The organism is Saccharopolyspora dendranthemae, assembly GCF_007829955.1.
Lineage (GTDB): Bacteria > Actinomycetota > Actinomycetes > Mycobacteriales > Pseudonocardiaceae > Saccharopolyspora > Saccharopolyspora dendranthemae.
Genome location: NZ_VIWX01000007.1, coordinates 232,797 through 251,107, shown reverse-complemented (window position 1 = coordinate 251,107; position 18,311 = coordinate 232,797). Strand labels below are relative to the sequence as shown.

Here is an 18,311-nt window from a genome sequence, read left to right as displayed (position 1 = left end):
GCGATCGAAGTCCCGGTCGCGGCGGTGATCGCGTCAGGGCTTCCGGCCCATCGACACGACGTTGGTGAACATCCACGCGCGAAACCGGGGATCGAGCACCACGTCCCGGAACCTCGCGAGTTCCGCTGCGGTGATCCCCTCGGCGAGCAGCCGGGTTTCCAGCTGGTCGATGTAGCAGCGGAAGAGCCGGCCGCCCGCGTCGCCACCGGTGAAGGTCTGCTCGAACCGCCGGCTGCGCACCTCGGCGAGCCCGGCCGCCACGAGCTGGGAGTCGACCTCCTCGGCCCACGTGTAGGAGATCCCGCTGGCGACTCCGATCCGGTTGCAGCACATCCCCACGACCTCGTTGAACAGCTCGCCGTCTCCGGGCTCGGTCTCGGCGACGACCTGCAGCGGCGGCCCGATGAACTCGCTGTCCACCAACCATCCGCCAGGTTTCAATGAATCGATGAGCTGCCGCAAGACCTCCTCCCGCTCCGACAGGTGCAGGAGCACCATCCGCACGTGGATGAGGTCGAAGGGCCCGCCGGGCGCGCCGTCCCGGATGTCGTGGCGGCGGACCTCCAGGCCGGGCCGCGACCGGATGTGGTCGGGGTGCAGGTCGACGGCGACGACGTCGCCCGTGCGCTCCGCGAGCCAGTTCGCGACGGTCCCCAGCCCCGACCCGACGTCCAGGCACCGCCATCCGGGCTGGGCGATCTCCCCGAGCACCCGGGTGGAGTCGTCGTCGAGCAGTTCGGACAGGCAGATCAGCTGCTCGAGCCCCAGGTCACCGGCCGAGGTCAGCAGGTACTTCGACTTCGCACTCGTCATGCCGCGATGCTGAGCTCAGGTTCTTTCGCATCGCTTTCAGATCATCCGGGCACGCACATGACAGCGGGGGTGGGAGTTCCGGCTGGAACTCCCACCCCCGCGGCACGAGATCACCAGGCCGGACGGGTTCCCGGAACACGTCGGCGCCGGAACTGCCGCGACGGGACGACGCGAGCTCGGTCGACCGCCAGGGCGAAGATCAGCGCCCCGGCCACCAGCCAGGCCACCAGCTGCAGCACCCCGCCGGCGGCACCGCCGCTCCCGGTGACGATGGCCGAGAGCGCTTGCACCGCGCCCTGCGTCGGCAGCAGACCGCTGATGTCGCGGAGGAATCCGGGCACCGTCGAGACCACCCCGGTGGCGGCGGCCAGCACGAGCACCGCGATCGAGATGATCCGCCCGACGCTGCCGAACACCGCGATCAGCGCCTGGTTGACCACCACGAACGCCAGCGCCGCCAGCAGCGTCACGCCCGTGAACGCCGCCCAACCGCCGAACCCGAGTCCGAGGAACGGCGCCAGGACCGTGCTCACCAGCACGGATCCGATCCCGGCCACGGCGGCTCCGGGAAGCACCGAGCCGAACACCAGGTTCCAGGTGGAGCGGCGCGAGGTCGCGGCATCGGCCGGAACCGCCCGGGTCACCGCGTAGACGCCCATCGCCGCGGTCCAGAACGCGACGGCCACCAGCAGCGCGATCAGCGACTTGCCGAAGCCCGGTAGGTTCGACTCCAGCGCGGCGGGGCTGGAGGCCACCGTCTTGAGGTGCTCGCGCTCCTCGTCGGAGTAGCTGGGGAGCTTGTCGCCCGCGGGCGCGATCTGGTCCGCGAACTGGCGGTTGCCGTCGGCGACCTGCCTGCTGCCGTCGGCCAGCGCCTGCACACCGGTGCCGAGCTGCTGCGAGGCGCCGTTGAACTGGTTGAGCCCGTCGGAGAGCTGCCGCGCTCCCCCGGAGAGCTGCTGCGCACCGCCGTCGAGCTGCTGCCCGCCCTGGGCGAGCTGGCCGATGCCCGCGACGAGCTCGCCGGACTTGTCGGCGAGCATCTGGTTGCCGTTGGCGACCTGCTCGGATCCGTAGGCCAGTCCCTGCATCCCGTCGCGGAGGTCGCGAGCGGGCTTCTGGATCTGCTCCTTGACCGAGTCCAGCGCGCCCTGCTGCTGGCTGAGCCGCTCGACCTCGTCGCGCAGCTTGGAGCACAGGTCGATGGTCGCGCCTTCCGGCGGGCACTGGTCGACGATCTTCTGCAGCCCGTCGAGCGAGCTGGACTCGCTGGGGATCTTGTCGGTGACGGTCAGGATCTGGTCGGCCAGCGGCGTGAAGGTGTTGGCCATCTGCCGGTTTCCGGCCGCGACCTGCTTCGCGCCGTCGGCCAGCTGCTGGGTCTGCGCCGGCATCTGCTGGATCTGCTGGTGCAGCTGCGTCAGGCCACCGGAGAGCTGCGAGACACCGCCCGCGAGCTGCTCGGTGCCGCCCGCCAGCTGGTTCCCGCCGTCGGCGAGCTGACCGGTGCCGCCGGTCAGCTGACCGACACCGGTGGAGAGCTGACCGACGCCGTCGGCGAGCTGGCCGCTGCCGTCGGCGAGCTTGTTCGCGCCGTCGGCAGCCGTGCCGAGCTGGTCGTGCATCTCGGTGAAGCCGCCGTAGAAGCCGTCGAGCAGCTGCTCGAGGATCTGCTTGTTGAACACCGACACGCTGTCCCGGGCCGCGGCCGAGACGGCGGCGGCGTCGGCGGGCGCTGCCGCGGGCGAGGTCTTCACCTGGATGCCGGCGCGGGTGGCGTCCAGCGGCTCACCGGTCATGGCCGAGGCGGCGTTCTGGGAGAACCGCGGCGGGATGATCACCGCGGCCGAGAAGCGGCCTTCGCTCAGGCCCTCCTCGGCGTCATCGGTGTCGGTCATCTCCCACGAGTAGCCGGAATCGGTGCTGTTGACCAGCTTCGCGGCCATCTCGCGGCCGAGCGGGGCCATCTGGCCGTTGATCGTCGCGGGTTCGTCGTTGTTGACCACGGCGACCTTGGCAGCGCCGTGCTCGGACATCGGTGCCCAGAAGGCCCAGGCCAGCACACCGACGATGAGCACCGGCACGAGCACCAAGCCGGTCCAGGTGCGCCACCCGACCGAGCCGCCTGCGCGCCTGCTCGCGTTCGTGAACGGGTTCAGCATTTCCCTCAAACCTCCAGGAGGCGGCCGGCGAACGCGGGGGCGTCGGGGTGCGCGGACAGCCGCATCGTGCTCAGCCGGTGCTCCGGCAGGAGGCCGGAGACCAAGCTCGGGTTCTGGTGGGTGACCACGAACGAAACCGGGTCACCATCCGATGTGGACGCTCGTGCCAACAGCGATGAGATCTCGCGCCGCTGCGCGTTGTCCGCGACGGCGTCGAGTTCGTCGATGAGCACCAGCCGCACGCCGTCGGCCAGGGCCGCGGCGATCTCGGAGGCGGGTGCGACGCTCTCCCGGCAGCGCACGAGCGCGGTGCCCGAGCGGACGGCGCGGGCGCGGGTCGGCAGCAGGTGACCCAGCACCCGCACGTCGCCCTGCACTCCCGTGATCCGGCCACCGAGAGCGTGCAGCAGAGCCGAGGACAGGTCGTCGTCATCGCCCTGGACCGCCAGCACGCCACCCGGGCGCAGACCGATCCGCACGCCTTCGAAGATCGGCTCGTCGCGGTCGTCGAGCACGCTGAAGCCCCGTGCGCTGACGATCTCGTCGTTGCCAGGCCAGTTGGCGAGCTTGATCTCGTGCTCCAGCGCTTCGCCCTCGACGTCGAGCGCGGGCAGCTTGCGCGACAGCCACTTCGGCAGCCACCAGGCCCGGTCGCCGAGCAGCGCCATCACCGCGGGCACGAGCGTCATGCGCACGATGAAGGCGTCGACGAACACGCCGACGGCGAGCCCGAAGGCGATGGGCTTGATGTTGGAGTCGCCGTGCGGGACGAACGCGGCGAACACCGAGATCATGATGACCGCGGCGGCCACGACGACCGGGGAGACGTTGGAGAAGCCGGCTTCGATGGCGCGCTTGGCGTCGCGGTTGTGCGTGTAGTCCTCGCGCATCCGGGACACGAGGAAGACCTCGTAGTCCATGGCCAGGCCGAACAGGATCGCCATCAGCAGCAGCGGCAGGAAGCTGATCACGCCGCCGACGTGGGTGATGTTGAGCAGTCCGGCCAGGTGGCCCTGGTTGAACACGAACGCCGTGGCGCCGAAGGTCGCGCCGACCGAGAGCAGATATCCCAGCGCCGCCTTGATCGGCACCCACACCGAGCGGAACACCATCGCCAGCAGCACCAGCGTCAGGCCGACGACGATGACGCCGAAGGGCAGCAGCGCGTCGCTGAGCTTCTCCGACAGGTCGATGCCGATGGCGGTCATACCGGTGACGGCGATGCCCGCGCCGTAGGTCTGCTCGAAGTGTGGGCTGAGGTCGCGCAGCCGGTGCACCAGGTCCTCGGTCTCCTGCGATTCACCGCTGGAGGTGGGAACGACCTGGATGATGCCGGTGTCGATCGTCTCGTTCGGGCTGGCCATCGGCACCGCGGCGACGCCGGGCAGCTTCCGGATCTCGTCGGCCATGCCGTTGACCTGGCCGAGCGGGTCCTTGGTGCCGATGACGTCGGTGGTGACGATCAGCGGCGAGTTGTAGCCGGGTCCGAACTGCTCGGCGACGGCGTCGTAGGTGTCGCGCGCCGGAGTTCCCACGGCCTGCGCACCGGCGTCGGGCACCGAGAGCCGCAGGTCGGCGGCAGGCAGCGTGCAGACGCCGAGCCCGAGGATGACGACCACGATGGTCAGCAGCGGTGCCTTGGTCACCGCGCGGACCCAGCGGAGGCTGAACTTGGTGCGCGGGCGGGCGCGGGTGGTGCGCTTGGCGCGGGCCGCCTTGGGGCGCAGCCGCTCACCGGCGAAGCTGAGCAGCGCCGGGATGATCGTCAGCGATGCCGCGACGCCGACCGCGATCGACACACCGGCGAGGATGCCCATGACGGTCAGGAACGGGATTCCGGGAACTGCCAGCGCCAGCAGCGCGATGATCACCGTGACACCCGCGAAGATCACCGCGGAACCGGCGGTGGCCACCGAGCGCGCGATCGATTCGGGGACGGAGAGCCCTTCGCCGAGCTGTTCTCGGTGTCTGGACACGATGAACAACGAGTAGTCGATGCCCACCGCGAGCCCGAGCATCAGGCCGAGCATCGGGGCGGCCGAGGAGACGGTGACGAAGGCGGTCGACAGCAGCACGATGGTCATCGACACGCCGACGCCGACGAGCGCGGTGATCAACGGCATCACCGCTCCCACCAGCGACCGCAGCATCAGCAGCAGCACGAGCAGCGCCACGATCACGCCGACCGCCTCGGTCGCGCCGACCGCGGGCATGTTGACCGCGAAGATCGAGCCGCCGGCGTGAACCTCGCTGCCGGGCCCGAGCTGGCGCTCCAGCGTGTCGGCTTCGGAGAGGAGGCTGCTCTTGACGGCTTCCGGGACCGAGGTGGGCGCGAAGCTGAGCTGCACGGTGATCAGCGCGGTGTCGCCGTCCGGGGAGACCTGGTTCTTGACCATGTCGGACAGCGGGTTCATCACCGCTGTCACGCCCTCCTGGCCTTCGACCCGGTCGATCACGGCCTCGATGGCCTCGCGTCCCTGCGGCGAGTCGATCCGCTCACCGGGCGCGGTGGTGGCGACCAGCTGAGCGCTCGAACCACTCATCTGGGGGAAAACGTTGTTGAGGTGGTCGAGCGTGTCCTGCGACTCGGAGCCGGGGATCGCAAGCTCGGTCTCCATGCCCTGCTGGAAGAGGGCAGCACCCGTGCCCAGCACCGCGAGCAGGGCTAACCACGCGACCAGCACCCAGGCTCGGCCGCGGACCACTGCCCGCCCCAGCCGGTAAAGCAACGAAGACAAGGGGAACACTCCCGGTATTTCGATACACGGTGTATGCGATACAGACTGTATATTTCCCGAGATCCACGTAGCTCGTGCCCGCAGGCAACTGTGAGGCGAAACACCGCAGGAGAATCCCGGTCATGACCGACCAACCGCGCCAACGGGAAACACGGCGACGGGCGCAGACGCGTCGACGCTTGATCGACGCCGCGCGCGAGGTGTTCTCCGAGCACAGCATTCGCGACACCCCCGTGGAGCTGATCTGCGAGACGGCGGGCTTCAGCCGCGGAGCGTTCTACTCGAACTTCGACACCAAGGAGGACCTGTTCCTCGCGGTGTACGAGGAGGAGATGAGCCTGCGCGTCCAGAAGACCCGCGCGATCGTCGACGACGTGCTCGTCGCGGGCGTCGCCGACCGCGGGTCGCTGCACGAGGCGATCGTCAAGGTCGGCACGGCCTGCGCGGAGTCGCTGATCGCCGATCAGAACTGGTACATGCTGGTCACCGAGTTCCGCGCGCACGCCCTGCGGCATCCGCACCTGCGCAAGCGGGCCGGCGAGTCGCTGGAGAACCTCACCGATTCGATCGCCGAGCTGCTGCACGAGGCGCTCGACCGGCTCAACCTCCGCCTGGTCGTCGACACCCGGGACGCGGTCCGCGCCCTGACCTCGGTGTACGAGGCGCAGCTGGAGCACGCCGCCTTCAGCGACCCCTCGTCGTCGACGACGAAACCGCTGTTCACGCAGATCTTCCCGAGGATGGTGGAGTCCTTCATCGAGCCCGCGGATTCTGCCGACTGATCGGCGGATTACGCATCCTTCCTCTTCATAACCTAAAATGAGAACTGATGCAGGAAGATATGTATTCGGTAGAGCAGGTCGCGGCACTCCTCGGCCTGCACGTCCGCACGGTTCGCAGCTACATCCGCTCGGGCAGGCTCCACGCCGTCCGCATCGGCAAGCAGTACCGGATCTCCAAGTCCGACCTGGAGCAGCTCACCGGCAGACCCACCGAGACCGCCCACACCGCTGGCGCTGTGGAGGTTTCCAGCATCGTCCAGATCGACGGCGTGGACCGCTCGGCGGCCGACCGCCTCGGCACCCTGGTCCTGGCCGGCGTCGGCGCGGACCGCACCCTGCGCGTGCAGACCATCCACGACGAGGACCGCAAGCGCCTCAAGATCATCGTAGTCGGTGAGCTCGCCGAGACCGCAGAGGTCCTGCAGCTCCTCGACTCCGTCCTCAACAGCGAAAGCGGCCTCTTCACAACGGAGTAACCACCCCGCTCGGACGCAGGCATCACCCCGGCGCACCAACTCCCAGTTTTAGTCATAACTGAGCCGACATTTCGGACATGATCATGGCTCAGTTATGACTAAAACTGGGATTTTTCCGCCACGCCCGCAAGCACCGCACCCGAAACCCCCGGTGCACCCACCCGATCCCGGCTAGCTTGAGTGTCCCGTCCGGCCGACTTGCGCTTCGGCTTCGCTGGTTTGGGCGGAACCGAGGGGAGGCTGCGTGATCCTGCCGAAAGTCCGAGATCCTCGACTGATCACCGTTCGCCGCGGCGGAACGCTCACCGACGCCGACCACCACCTGATCGCGCTGTGGGCCGCGACCTGCGCGGAACACGTCCTGCACCTCGTCGAGCACGCCGAGCCCTCGGATCCGCGTCCGCGCCAGGCGATCGAGCAGATCCGCGCCTGGACCCGAGGTGAGATCCGGATGTGGGACGCGCGCTCGGCGGGCGGCCACGCGATGGCAGCGGCCCGCCCGCTCACCGGAGCGCCGCGCTTCGCGGCGTTCGCCGCACGTCAGGCGGCAGTGGTGGCCCACGTCGCCGAGCACGACCTCGGCGCGGCCGCCTACGCCATCAAAGCCGTTCAGGCGACCGAGGGTTCCGCGGCCGGGCACGCCGAATGCCGCTGGCAGCGCGCCCAACTCCCCGACGCGATCCGGGACCTGGTCCTGGAGGACCAGCAGCGCCGCAACGAGATCTGCTGGTCAGTGTTCGACTGATGCCGGCCGGGGCAGGCAGGCGAAGAGGATCGCTCCCGGTCGCGGCGTATCCGGGTGCAGCAGGTGCTCCGACTCCACGGTGAAGCCCGCTTCCCGAAGCCAGCCGGCCATGCGGGACGGTTCCCGGAGGCATCCGTAGACGGGTTCGGGCAGGTCATCACGGATCCGGGCTTCCCGCCCGTCACCGACGTGGAACCCCACGGCCAGCACTCCGCCCGGCTTGAGAACCCGGCGGAACTCGGCGAGAACTCCCGGTACCGCCTCGTCCGGGATGTGGATCAGCGACCACCACGCGATCACACCGGCCAGGGATTCGTCGTCGATCTCGAGGTCCGTCATCGACCCGACCTCGAACCGCGCATCGGGATGTTCCCGTCGAGCGATCTCGATCATCTCGGGGGACAGGTCGACACCGAACGAGTCCACCCCCAGCTCCCGCAGCAGCCCGGTCGTGTGCCCCGGCCCGCACCCCACATCGGCGACCGGTCCTCCCCCGGTCGCCCGGACCAGGTCGGCGAACAGCACGACCCCAGCCCGCACGTGAACCAGCCTGTCGAGCAAACCCCGAGTCTCCTCGGCGTACCCGGCCGCAATCGAGTCGTACGCCTCCCGAACTTCCCCCAACCAACTCATCGGCAGCCCTCCGGTCCCCGATGGTGCCCCTGCCCTGCCGGTCGGCCACTCGATCAGTCGAGGCAGAACTCGTTGCCCTCGATGTCCTGCATCACCTGGCACGACTCGTTGAACTCGTCGGCGACCAGGAGCACGCCTCGGGTGGCCCCGATCGCTTCCAACCGCGAGCACTCGGCCTCCAGCGCGGCGAGCCGCTCCTCCCCCACGAGCCCGGCCCCGGCCCGCACGTCGAGATGCACCCGGTTCTTCACGACCTTGCCTTCGGGAACGCGCTGGAAGAACAACCGAGGCCCAACCCCGTCAGGATCCACGCACCCGAAAGCCGCCCCCTGACGCTCAGGCGGCAGAGACCGGTCGAACGCTTCCCAGGACTCGAACCCCGGAGGCGGGGGTGGCACGACGTACCCCAGCACCTCGCACCAGAACCGAGCCACCCGCTCGGGCTCCGCGCAGTCGAAGGTGACCTGAACCTGCTTGACCGACCCCATCAGTCCACCGTAGCGGCCCGACGTCCCGCAGTCCCCGCATTTTTCGACCAGCGCTCGTTCACGACGCGGGCCCCTCAGCAGCATCGAACGCGGGCGCGAGCGGAGCCAGCGCCGCACGGATCCGGTCGGCCAGCGAGCCGGACGGCACGACCAGCCCCGCGCCGGAATCCCCTGCGTTCCCGGCCTGCTGAAGCCAGTCCTCCAACGCGATGCGCACCGCTGCGGCCACGCTCGCCGCGAGAACGCGGGCCGCGTGCGATCCGGTGTCGGCCAGCCGTTCGGCGATCGCCGGCGCGAGAGCGGGCTCGACGTCGGCGGCGGCGCCGAGGAACGCGTCCCGCAACGCGGTCCGGGTGGTGATCAGCAACAACGCCTCGTGCTGGCCCTCACCGGTGTTCGCGTACTGCTCGACGACGGCCTCGGCGACGGCGTCGGCCAGCCGCACGTCTGCGGACCGCGCCGCGACCGCCGCCGCGACCCGCGCCTCGCGGTCCGCGGTCACGGCGGCGACGATCGCCTGCTCGCGGCTGGCGAAGTAGTTGTTGTAGGTGCGCGGTGAGACCCCGGCCGCCTCGGCGATGTCCTCGACCCGCACCTGATCGGGCCCGCGCTCCAAGGCCAGCCGCAGCGCCGCCTCGCGCAGCGCCTGGCGCGTGGCCTGCTTCTTCCGCTCCCGCAGCCCTGGTGAGGTCGTCACGGCGTCAGCGTTTCACACGAGATGCGTGCACGCAAACTTGCGTGCACGCAATTTCAATGCCAGTCTCGACTGAACCGAGGCCGACAGCGAGGACGTCACCATGCGAGCACGAGGAATGACCTACGACACCGGATTCGTCGTGCACGGCACGACCTCCCTCCCGGACTCCGACCTCGCGGTGGTCCGGCGCGAGCTCGCCATCATCCGGGACGACCTGCACTGCAACGCGATTCAGATCATCGGCGGCGACCCGGACCGACTGGAGCTGGCCGCCGACGCCGCCGCCGAGCTCGGTCTGGAGGTCTGGTTCTCGCCCTATCCGCTGGAACTGGAGCCGGCGCAGATCCTGGAGCTCTTCCGCGACTGCGCCGAGCGAGCGGAACGGCTCAGGCAGCGGGGTGCGGCGGTCGTGTTCGTCGCGGGGGTCGAGCTGAGCGTGATGAACCACGGGTTCCTTCCGGGCGAGAGCCAGGAGGAGCGCGTCGCACAGCTGATGAGCGACCCAGCCGAGGCCATGCGCGATCTCGGGGTGCGTCTCAACGCGTTCCTCCGCGATGCCGCAGCGGCGATCCGCGAGCGCTTCCGGGGCGAGCTCACCTACGCGTCCATCCAGTTCGAGCAGGTCGACTGGACCCCCTTCGACTTCGTGACCTTCGAGCTGATCCGCTCAGCCGAGGTCGCCGACCGCTTCCGGGACGCGGTGCGCACCCTGGCCCGAGGCCCGAAACCGCTCGCCATCACCGGATTCGGCACCGCGGCCTACCGCGGCGCCGGGGACCGCGGTGGCCGGGTGCTCGAAGTCGTCGAGCACGACCCGGAGACCAGGGCCCCCATCAGGCTGAACGGCGTCCACGAGCGCGACGAAGCCGGCCAGGCCGAGTACCTGGACGAGCTGCTGGAGATCTTCGAGACCGAAGGCGTGGACAGCGCGTTCGTGTTCCTGTTCGCCCTGCCCGGCTACCCGCACCGCCCGGACGGCGACCCCAGGGACGACCTGGACCGAGCGAGCCTGAGCATCGTCAAGCTCCTCGAAGGCCGCCGAGGACGGACCTACCCGGACATGACGTGGGAGCCCAAAGCCGCCTTTTCGGCCGTGGCCCGGCGGTACGCGTCCGGCGGACCGCGCTAAGCGCGGCCCAGGAAGTAGGCGAGACCCGAGACGGCCAGCATGACCGAGGTGAGTCCGGCCAGCTGCAAGATCGAGCGGTCCGTCCGCTCACCCATCGACACGAGAACGATCGCCAGACCCACCAGCCACAGCGAGAGCCAGATTCCGAAGAACAGCTTGAGCAGCTGGTAGTCGGTGACCTCGCCCCCGATCTCGTTCGGGTCGAAGCCGGCCCACGCCGATCTCAGGTACAGGACCCACGGCCACAGGCTGAAGACCAGTGCCAGACCACCGATCACGCCACCGGCGGTACTCGCCGGACCCGGCCGGTCCTCTTCGCGCTCTTCCTCCACGGCGGCCGAGCACCCCCATCCGCTCGAAAGACAAGCATGACCAAGAGCGAGCCTGACCGAGGTGAAGATCATCGAGGGGACGTTCGCGGGAACGCCGCTACTCATCTTTGACCTGAGTAGAATCCCTTCGCTCGATCGAGCGCCGAATCAGCGAGAGGCCGCCCCGGTCAGGTCCGCGAGGTGGTCGAGCAGGAGGGCGTTGACGGCTTCGGTGCGCTCGAGGTGGACGAGGTGGCCCGCTTCCGGGATGGAGTTGACGGCGCGCAGGCCGGGGACGTTCGCTCGCAGGGTGGCGAGGGGATCATGCCCGCTGAAGCCCTCCATGTCCGTGTCGCGTTCGCCGTAGAGGAAGTAGGTCGGGGCGGTGACCACGGCATCGGCGTAGTCGGCAGTGAGCTCCCAGTTGCGGTCGATCGCGCGGTACCAGTTCAGGCCCCCGGTGAACCCGGTGCGCTCGAACTCCCCCGCCAGCACGTCGAGTTCGCCTTCCGACAGCCAGCTCCACGGCAGTTCCGGCGCGGTGGGCAGCACGTCGAGGTATCCGGTGCCTTCCGCAGGATAGCTCCAGGTGTCGAGGTAGTGGTAGTCGCCGCTGAGCGCGTAGTAGACGCGGGCGAGGAAATCCCGGGGATCGGCGGCGAGTTCGGCGTCGGCGACGCCGGGGCGCTGGAAGTAGTCCAGGTGCAAGAAGTGGCGCTGGGCTGCCTTCGCCCACAGCTGGGACGGCAGGCGGGGTGCGCGCGGGACGAACGGGTTGTTGAGCACGATCGCTCCGGTGACGCGCTCCGGCGCGCGCAGGGTCAGCTCCCACACCAGGGCGGCCCCGAAGTCCACGCCGACGAACACCGCGTCCTGCGCACCGATGTCGTCGAGCAGCCCCAGGAGGTCGCCGATGACCTCGCGGTTGGCGTACGCGTCGACGTCGGAGGGCGCCGAGGTCTTCCCGTACCCGCGCAGGTCGGGAGCGAGGGCGCGGTAGCCGGCCGCCGCCACGGAGGCCATCTGGCGATGCCAGATGTAGCCCGTGTGCGGGAAGCCGTGGCAGAAGATCACCGGATGACCTTCGCCCTGCTCAGCCAGGTGCATCCGGACGCCGTTGGTCGTCACGAACCGCTCGGTGCGTTCCACGGCCACCCCATTTCCTAGAACATGTTCTATTCGTAGGGTACTGTCGCGAAGTCATGAGCGGAACACCTCGGCAACTCCACGGGAAGATCGCAGTCGTCACCGGCGCGAGCCGCGGCATCGGCAAGGGCATCGCCTTGGAACTCGGCGCGGCAGGCGCCACCGTCTACGTGACCGGACGGTCGAAGTCCCCGGGCAAGCTCCCCGGAACCCTCGACGAGACCGCGGCCGAAATCGAGGAGCTCGGCGGCACCGGCGTCCCGCACGTCTGCGATCACCGCGACGACGACGCGGTCCGCGACCTGTTCACCACCGTCCGAGCCGAGCACGGCCGCCTGGACGTGCTGGTCAACAACGTCTACAACTCCCCCGCCACCGCCCGCTGGATCGGCAAGCCGTTCTGGGAAGTACCCCCGGAAGCCTGGGACGAGACGTTCGACATCGGCGTCCGATCCCACTACGCCGCAAGCGCGTTCGCGGCCCCGCTGCTGATCGAGTCGAACGGCCTGATCGTCAACGTCTCCTCCCCCGGCTCGACCAGGTACATGCACAGCGCCGTCTACGGCACGGCGAAAACAGCCCTCGACAGGCTCACCGCCGACTTCGCCCACGACCTCGGCGACACCGGAGTCACCGCCGTCTCGATCTGGCCAGGCATCGTCGACACGGAATTGCTGCAACTCGTTCCACCAGACGCCGACGGAAACCGGATCGTAGAACTCCCCGGAGAAGGCCGCTTCGACCTCACCACAGCAGAAACCCCCCGCTTCGCCGGCAGAGCAGTCACCGCCCTCGCGAGCGACCCCCACCGCCGCACCCGCACCGGCACACCCTGGCGAGTCGCAGACCTGGCAGAGACCTACGGCTTCACCGACCTCGACGGCAGGGTGCCCCGGGCGGATTGATTCGGTGCCACGCTGCGAAGGCCCGTGTTCAGCACTCCGGAAATTCCCACTCCCGGTGGTGCGCCGGGACCTTCAGGCCGAGCTGAGCATCCGCCGCCGCGTTGCTCCTGGCGGGACCGGCCTGCACCGAGTGGAGAAGGCCCAGGTAGACAAGGTCCCACAGCTCGCGGTTGTACTGGAATCTCCGCAGCGGCGCCCTGATCCGCTCACCGGCGCGGTCCTCGATCTCGAGGACCGCGTTCCACCCGGAGCCATCAAGATTGACCTTGGTGAGCTCGTAGGTCTTGATCAACCCGCTCTTACCGTACATCAGCCAATCGGCGCCGGCCGAAATCCTGATCCTGCTGCGCTTCAGCACGAAGAGGAACGGCCAAGGCACGACGAACAGCCACAACCACCAGACGTGCATCCACCAGAACCCTAGGTCCTGCAGCGTCAGCAACCCCAGCACGGCCAGCGAGATCCCGAAGCCGAAGGTGTAGCTGCTCGCGATGGTGGGGTGGAACGACTCGAGAATGCGACCCGCGCCTTCGGGGGGATGCGGCACCTTCGACAACGCCCGCCTGGAGTTCTCCTCCGGCTTCCGCCAGTCACGCGACAACGGTCCACGCGGTGGCCGCGGCTCGCCGGTCAAGCGGTGAGGTCTCCGTGGAAGCCCGTTGGTCACGTCGTTTCCTCATCGGTGGCGGAGTCGGCATTCTCGCATCTGGAGTCACCGCCCCAACCTGGCAATGCAGAAGACCCGAGTTGCAGGGATGGTCGAGCCACAAGCCCCCTCAACTTCAAGCCATGAATGGTTGACTATGCCCCTTGCATGACCGAGCGTGGTTTCAGTCAGCGAGCTGTATCCCTGTTGTGGAGCGAGTGAGACCTGGCCATGACCAGACCCGAAGCCGTACCAGCGGGAAAGCCGATCCCACCTGACTTCCCGCCAGTCGTTTACCTGCCGTGCGTAGAGCAAGTGTCCGATGCGAGCCAGGCGCGGATTGCGATGCGGGAAACGCGAGACGGCCGAGTCGCACTGCTCGCCTACTCTGCTCTGGATCGGCTGCAGCACTGCTGCGGCACGAACCAGCCCTGGTTGGTGATGCCAACAGTCGGTCTCGATGAACTGCAGCGAGTACGGCCATTTTCCTTGTTGTTGCTCGATGTGTTCATTCCCGAGGAGAACCGACAGGAAGCCGCGTCATGAACGGGTTCTACGTTGACCACGCAGCGCTCGACTCGATCAGGGCAACGTTCTCCGACGCGAGCAGCGCGCTGGATGGCGTGGGCAAATCAATTCCTGGCACTCCGGACGCCGGCGTAGGCACACCGGCTGTGGCCGCGGTTGTGGCACACCTGGTCGAGAACGCGAGCTCACTCGTGCTCGGTCTGGCTGGCGCCGGTGACGATGTCGAGGAGACCAATCGCACGTACAAGAGCGACGACGCGAAGGCCACTGAGGAACTCCGAAACGCTGTGGGGGAGCCGTAACAATGCCTATCGACACTAGAATCGAGGGCAATCCCGAGAGCGTGCGCGGAATCAGCGACTGGCTACGTTCGACGCTCCAGCGCGGCGTCGCGCAGACCACGAATCGGATCTACGACGCCCGGAACAGCGCGAACAGCGGGTGGCAAGGCCCGGCGGGCGACGCTTTCAGCGGGAAGATGGGCACAGCCGCGGAGAAGACTGAGCAGTTCTCCACCGCCATCAGATCCTCAGCAGAGGGCTTCGACAGGTACGCAGCGGACTTGCGCCGCGCTCAAGACGACATGCGAGGCATCCGCGAACGAGCTGCGGGCGCCGGACTCACGGTCACTGGCGATGTAATCGAGGATCCTGGCCCAGCACCTGCCACGCCAGGTACGGCTCCAAGTGGAGCGGCAGGTACACCGGAAGCAGTCTCAGCGCACGAGAGCGCTGCGAAGGCCGCAGCAGATCACGCCTCTAAAGTGGCTGCGTACGAACAAGCGCAGAAAGATGCCGACGGAGCACGGCATCTGGAGAAGCTCGCCGCTGACACACTGGTCAACATGAAGAACGACGTAACCCAGAAGTGGTTCATCGTCGTCGGAGACCTCACCAACGGCGCAGCTGGCACCCTCGCTGCGAAGCACACATCGATTTTGCAGAAGCAGTCTCAGCATCTGACCGACGAAGCCGCCAGGCTCCTTGACCAAGCGCGTACAGCCCCAGCAGGAACCACGGCAGCTTCGATCTACGACGACGTCGACCGTGGGCGAGCCGCCGCCTATCAAGCCGACGATGTCGCAAAAGCAGCGAAGGACGTCGACGGAAAAGCGGCGAGGTGGGGCTTTCGTGCTGGCGGCGCCCTCGCAGTGGGTGGCGTTGCCTACGACATCGCCAATGGCAAGCCAGTTGGCCAGGCGGTGGTCTCCGGCGGCGTCGGTTTCGGCGCCTCAGTCGCAGCCGGAGCAGCAGTCGGCACCATGATTCCCGTACCTGTTGTCGGTACTGCCGTCGGCGCTGTAGTCGGTGCCGGGGTAGGTATCTTCGCATCCGGTGTCACCGATTCGATCTGGCAAAACGGGGTCGGCGAAGTCGGTGGTGCCATCGAAGACGGCGCCGAGGCCGTTGGAGATACGGCGAGTGCCATTGGAGGAGCCGCGGAGGATGCCTGGAATGCCGTCTTCTAGCCGCTTGGAAGTACCAGCCGAATGGCCAGTGGAGAACCGCCAACGGTTCATCCTCGCCTTCGCGTTCCTCGTGGTGCTGGGTGTGGTGAGCCTTGGTGTTGGTGGCATCGCCGCCGGAACCGGGCTCACTGGAGCGACCAAATACACCGTGCTCTTCGCGGCGCTGTTCTCGTTCGCAGCAGCGTTCGGCTTCGTGACGCGGCTACGGCCCCAACACCGCGCCGCCGATATCGCCGCCACCACGATCAACGGCCAGCCAGCCACGGAGATCAAATACTCCGGCGTGCAGTTTGGCCTGATCAACGCACTGATGGGGTGCGTGTTCCTCTGCGCGGCCTTCGCAGCTTGGGACTACGCCCGTGCCGGCGAAGACGCCTTCGCCCCAGGCGTACCGATGTTCTTCGCCGCTGCCGCGGCGCTGGTCGTCGCCAGCTTCTTCGTCCTCGTCGCCCTCGGCCGACTTCGCCGAGGACGAATCCTGCTCACCCCAGACGGCATCCACCAAGAAAGCCGATCCTTCGAGTCCTTCCTGCCGTGGGACACCTTCGCCGGAATCAAGGCCGGTTACAACGGCACCCGTGAGGTTCTCGTGGTCGCCTACAGCAATGCGACTTGGCAGAAACGGCAGCTAGCGGGCCCGTGGAAGCTCGACAAGCTCCCACCAGTGCCAATGATCGAGATCAACACGATCCACCTGGCGGTCGATCCCACTCTCATCTACCACTTGGTCCGCTTCTACCTCGAGAACCCGAACGCCCGCGAAGAACTCGGCACTGACACCTCCCTCCGGCGGGTCCGCGAGCAAACGTTCTGATCAGGCCCAGCACAAGTTCGGCCTGGTAGTGCCTTATGGCACACAGTCGTCCTGCTCCAGGTGTGCAGCCATCCGGAAGTGCTTGACGTACACCGAGCGATATATCCCGACCAACGTCCACGCTAATTGCAGTGCCGTGCGATCTCCAATGCCCAGACCTTCTCCTCACTGGGCCTCACCCGCTCTGCCCAGAGCCCGGCATGACATGGCGCGGCCCGCGACCACGGCATACCGACGCCCCTCGCGCCGCTGGCATCCGTGTCATTGCCGACAGCCCATAGCGCGGCGAAAGTACGAATGTCGCACTCCCACAACGCCACCGGGCGCGCCAGGACAAACTCGATGACCGTCCTCGCCTGTCTACGAACCAGAAGGCCCTCAACGTCGCGCACGCGCGGCTACGCAGCCCCGGCGAACGCCCAGTTCAAAACCTGGAAGATCCTCCGCCGCATCCGCGGATGCCCGCACCACGCGACATTGCTCGTCAACGCGGTGCAGACCCTCATACACGCAACCTGAACCCAAGCGGAAAAGGCTCAGTGGCACCGGTGACCACATACGACTAATCCCTAGCCTGATCAGGAAGCACGTCCTTCGGGAGCCGTGGTCCCGCTTGAATCAATTCTCCAGGGCGGGCAATCGCCCACCAAATCCCATCGAGCTTGACCTTCGTACGCTCATCATCGACATCAACAGCAACCAACCGCTCGGATACCCACTCCCCCTTTGCCGGAGCCGGCAATTTCAGGATGTTTGCTATCTCCACATGCGCCGAAAGGTGACCCAGAACAATTATCCCCTCAGACCGCAAGGCATTCCGGGCATCACGAGCCCGCTTCGGGGAGTCATCCTGCTGAGCCACCGTAAGCACGGTATGGCGACCAACAATTTTTCCAGTCACCTCCCGGAATAGCTGATTCACCCGCTCTTGACCAGACCCGGAGGACAAAATTCTTCCCCTGCGATGGTCATCCATCATTAGCAGAACATTCACCGGTAAATCAAACTGAATTCCGCCCCATAGCCAGAAAATTTCGCCAAAATAGTTTCGTTCAATTTTGCGCTTATTGTCCCTGTTGTAGGCACGTTCCGAAGGCTCGGCTCCTCCCCGGCTTTTCCATCTTAAACGCTCGTCGGTCACCCGAAATAGACCTGCTGCCCACTGAAACGAGTCTTCGTTCAACCATACCAGAATCGCCGGGTGATCCGCGCTGCCAGACCGATCTCCGTGCGCGGAGCATCGGTACATCTCCATTGGAATTTCCCAAGAACCGAATTCACGCGAGAATTTACAGTCGAGATCTATACCACCTATCCGCCAGTCAAGATCAACACCGGACTCTATGTCGAACTCTTTTGTCAGATTTACCTCGATAGCCGTTCCTAGGTGCGTCTTCTCGGCCTTGGAGAGATGCTGGTAGCACCATCGCCCGGTTCGCTGGCCATCTAGCAACTCATCGAGCGAGTCGCGAAGCGTCCAACGGAAACGCTCGCGGGAGTCTTGCTGTTCGTCGAACCAGTCCACAATCGGTTTCAGATCCGGTGGCGGCACTGCCCCAACACGTGTACTTATCCCGAAACGAGCCGGGCGCACCGTCGACATCGGCTTTTCCGGAGCTGGATGGACCCTAAACCTGTTCCGCTTCGAACGGAGCGCAGGTCCCCGCGAGTCATTGCCCATCGGCACTCCGCAGGCAGCTTCCTCAGGCCAAAGTCCTTCTTGTTCCACAGTCACACACTGATCATGGCAGAATCAGGAACCGGCCGTCACCGGTTTCGGCATCTGCGCTCTCCCACCCTGCCACGTGCCGCGCCAGTCATTCGCAAAAG

At 67.1% G+C, this 18,311-nt stretch carries 19 protein-coding genes; 9 read left to right on the top strand and 10 right to left on the bottom strand.

Going from position 1 to position 18,311, the window contains the following annotated elements:
• Positions 1-33: 33 nt before the first annotated feature.
• The 3 genes from FHU35_RS27880 to FHU35_RS27870 all read right to left on the bottom strand — a co-directional run bounded on the left by FHU35_RS27880 (position 34) and on the right by FHU35_RS27870 (position 5,713).
• Positions 34-813 (bottom strand): class I SAM-dependent methyltransferase, encoded by a 780-nt coding sequence (locus FHU35_RS27880; protein ID WP_145745148.1) that lies wholly within the window; start codon positions 811-813, stop codon positions 34-36.
• Between the two features lie 110 nt (positions 814-923).
• Positions 924-2,975 carry a YhgE/Pip domain-containing protein gene (locus FHU35_RS27875; RefSeq protein WP_145745146.1) on the bottom strand — a complete coding sequence of 684 codons (2,052 nt, stop codon included), beginning with the start codon at positions 2,973-2,975 and terminating at the stop codon, positions 924-926.
• A 5-nt stretch (positions 2,976-2,980) separates the two neighbouring features.
• Positions 2,981-5,713 (bottom strand): MMPL family transporter, encoded by a 2,733-nt coding sequence (locus tag FHU35_RS27870; RefSeq protein WP_145745144.1) that lies wholly within the window; start codon positions 5,711-5,713, stop codon positions 2,981-2,983.
• Between the two features lie 122 nt (positions 5,714-5,835).
• On the opposite strand from FHU35_RS27870, the gene FHU35_RS27865 reads away from it, so the two are divergent.
• From FHU35_RS27865 to FHU35_RS27855, 3 genes are all read left to right on the top strand, one after another.
• Positions 5,836-6,495 (top strand): TetR/AcrR family transcriptional regulator, encoded by a 660-nt coding sequence (locus FHU35_RS27865; protein WP_145745142.1) that lies wholly within the window; start codon positions 5,836-5,838, stop codon positions 6,493-6,495.
• Between the two features lie 47 nt (positions 6,496-6,542).
• Entirely contained in the window at positions 6,543-6,971 is a 429-nt protein-coding gene (locus FHU35_RS27860; protein ID WP_145745139.1) for a helix-turn-helix domain-containing protein, read from the top strand.
• Positions 6,972-7,215: 244 nt separating this feature from the next.
• Positions 7,216-7,716, top strand: a complete 501-nt coding sequence (locus FHU35_RS27855; protein WP_145745137.1) for a putative immunity protein — start codon at positions 7,216-7,218, stop codon at positions 7,714-7,716.
• Here FHU35_RS27855 and FHU35_RS27850 read toward each other — a convergent pair.
• From FHU35_RS27850 to FHU35_RS27840, 3 genes are read right to left on the bottom strand one after another with little or no spacing between them, the layout of a single operon-like run.
• Positions 7,702-8,349: a class I SAM-dependent DNA methyltransferase gene (locus tag FHU35_RS27850; RefSeq protein ID WP_145745134.1), complete on the bottom strand. Its 648-nt coding sequence runs from the start codon at positions 8,347-8,349 to the stop codon at positions 7,702-7,704. The two genes, FHU35_RS27855 and FHU35_RS27850, sit on opposite strands and share 15 nt — an antisense overlap.
• A 53-nt stretch (positions 8,350-8,402) precedes the next feature.
• Positions 8,403-8,837 carry a VOC family protein gene (locus tag FHU35_RS27845; protein ID WP_145745133.1) on the bottom strand — a complete coding sequence of 145 codons (435 nt, stop codon included), beginning with the start codon at positions 8,835-8,837 and terminating at the stop codon, positions 8,403-8,405.
• Between the two features lie 58 nt (positions 8,838-8,895).
• Positions 8,896-9,534 carry a TetR/AcrR family transcriptional regulator gene (locus FHU35_RS27840; RefSeq protein ID WP_145745131.1) on the bottom strand — a complete coding sequence of 213 codons (639 nt, stop codon included), beginning with the start codon at positions 9,532-9,534 and terminating at the stop codon, positions 8,896-8,898.
• Between the two features lie 100 nt (positions 9,535-9,634).
• Here FHU35_RS27840 and FHU35_RS27835 point away from each other — a divergent pair, with 100 nt between their 5' ends.
• Positions 9,635-10,663, top strand: a complete 1,029-nt coding sequence (locus FHU35_RS27835; protein WP_222429507.1) for a glycoside hydrolase family 113 protein — start codon at positions 9,635-9,637, stop codon at positions 10,661-10,663.
• Here the strand turns inward: FHU35_RS27835 and FHU35_RS27830 are convergent.
• Both FHU35_RS27830 and FHU35_RS27825 read right to left on the bottom strand, forming a co-directional pair.
• Positions 10,660-10,995, bottom strand: a complete 336-nt coding sequence (locus FHU35_RS27830; RefSeq protein WP_145745129.1) for a hypothetical protein — start codon at positions 10,993-10,995, stop codon at positions 10,660-10,662. The genes FHU35_RS27835 and FHU35_RS27830 overlap by 4 nt on opposite strands.
• Positions 10,996-11,142: 147 nt before the next feature.
• Entirely contained in the window at positions 11,143-12,129 is a 987-nt protein-coding gene (locus FHU35_RS27825; protein ID WP_246110618.1) for an alpha/beta fold hydrolase, read from the bottom strand.
• A gap of 47 nt (positions 12,130-12,176) precedes the next feature.
• Here FHU35_RS27825 and FHU35_RS27820 point away from each other — a divergent pair, with 47 nt between their 5' ends.
• Complete coding sequence (locus tag FHU35_RS27820; protein ID WP_145745127.1) at positions 12,177-13,025, top strand: SDR family NAD(P)-dependent oxidoreductase; 849 nt, start codon at positions 12,177-12,179, stop codon at positions 13,023-13,025.
• A 28-nt stretch (positions 13,026-13,053) separates the two neighbouring features.
• Here the strand turns inward: FHU35_RS27820 and FHU35_RS27815 are convergent, their stop codons facing one another.
• Entirely contained in the window at positions 13,054-13,626 is a 573-nt protein-coding gene (locus FHU35_RS27815; protein WP_246110617.1) for a hypothetical protein, read from the bottom strand.
• 276 nt (positions 13,627-13,902) lie between these two features.
• Between FHU35_RS27815 and FHU35_RS27810 the strand changes: the two genes are divergently transcribed.
• From FHU35_RS27810 to FHU35_RS27795, 4 genes are read left to right on the top strand one after another with little or no spacing between them, the layout of a single operon-like run.
• Positions 13,903-14,217 (top strand): SAV_915 family protein, encoded by a 315-nt coding sequence (locus FHU35_RS27810; protein ID WP_145745124.1) that lies wholly within the window; start codon positions 13,903-13,905, stop codon positions 14,215-14,217.
• Positions 14,214-14,501: a hypothetical protein gene (locus FHU35_RS27805; RefSeq protein ID WP_145745122.1), complete on the top strand. Its 288-nt coding sequence runs from the start codon at positions 14,214-14,216 to the stop codon at positions 14,499-14,501. Before FHU35_RS27810 ends, FHU35_RS27805 begins: the two co-directional genes overlap by 4 nt.
• A 2-nt stretch (positions 14,502-14,503) precedes the next feature.
• A complete protein-coding gene (locus FHU35_RS27800; RefSeq protein ID WP_145745120.1) occupies positions 14,504-15,667 on the top strand; it encodes a hypothetical protein in 1,164 nt (387 codons plus the stop codon).
• Positions 15,668-15,671: 4 nt separating this feature from the next.
• Entirely contained in the window at positions 15,672-16,481 is an 810-nt protein-coding gene (locus tag FHU35_RS27795; RefSeq protein ID WP_145745119.1) for a hypothetical protein, read from the top strand.
• Between the two features lie 562 nt (positions 16,482-17,043).
• On the opposite strand, the gene FHU35_RS27785 is transcribed toward FHU35_RS27795, so the two are convergent.
• Positions 17,044-18,084, bottom strand: a complete 1,041-nt coding sequence (locus FHU35_RS27785; RefSeq protein WP_145745117.1) for a NaeI family type II restriction endonuclease — start codon at positions 18,082-18,084, stop codon at positions 17,044-17,046.
• Positions 18,085-18,311 lie beyond the last annotated feature (227 nt).

What these genes read in the sequence shown, in the direction of transcription:
- FHU35_RS27880 (WP_145745148.1), bottom strand. Translation starts at nt 813, where the DNA reads ATGACGAGTGCGAAGTCGAAGTACCTGCTGACCTCGGCCGGTGACCTG.
- FHU35_RS27875 (WP_145745146.1), bottom strand. Translation starts at nt 2,975, where the DNA reads ATGCTGAACCCGTTCACGAACGCGAGCAGGCGCGCAGGCGGCTCGGTC.
- FHU35_RS27865 (WP_145745142.1), top strand. Translation starts at nt 5,836, where the DNA reads ATGACCGACCAACCGCGCCAACGGGAAACACGGCGACGGGCGCAGACG.
- FHU35_RS27860 (WP_145745139.1), top strand. Translation starts at nt 6,543, where the DNA reads ATGCAGGAAGATATGTATTCGGTAGAGCAGGTCGCGGCACTCCTCGGC.
- FHU35_RS27850 (WP_145745134.1), bottom strand. Translation starts at nt 8,349, where the DNA reads ATGAGTTGGTTGGGGGAAGTTCGGGAGGCGTACGACTCGATTGCGGCC.
- FHU35_RS27845 (WP_145745133.1), bottom strand. Translation starts at nt 8,837, where the DNA reads ATGGGGTCGGTCAAGCAGGTTCAGGTCACCTTCGACTGCGCGGAGCCC.
- FHU35_RS27835 (WP_222429507.1), top strand. Translation starts at nt 9,635, where the DNA reads ATGCGAGCACGAGGAATGACCTACGACACCGGATTCGTCGTGCACGGC.
- FHU35_RS27820 (WP_145745127.1), top strand. Translation starts at nt 12,177, where the DNA reads ATGAGCGGAACACCTCGGCAACTCCACGGGAAGATCGCAGTCGTCACC.
- FHU35_RS27810 (WP_145745124.1), top strand. Translation starts at nt 13,903, where the DNA reads ATGACCAGACCCGAAGCCGTACCAGCGGGAAAGCCGATCCCACCTGAC.
- FHU35_RS27805 (WP_145745122.1), top strand. Translation starts at nt 14,214, where the DNA reads ATGAACGGGTTCTACGTTGACCACGCAGCGCTCGACTCGATCAGGGCA.
- FHU35_RS27800 (WP_145745120.1), top strand. Translation starts at nt 14,504, where the DNA reads ATGCCTATCGACACTAGAATCGAGGGCAATCCCGAGAGCGTGCGCGGA.
- FHU35_RS27785 (WP_145745117.1), bottom strand. Translation starts at nt 18,084, where the DNA reads ATGTCGACGGTGCGCCCGGCTCGTTTCGGGATAAGTACACGTGTTGGG.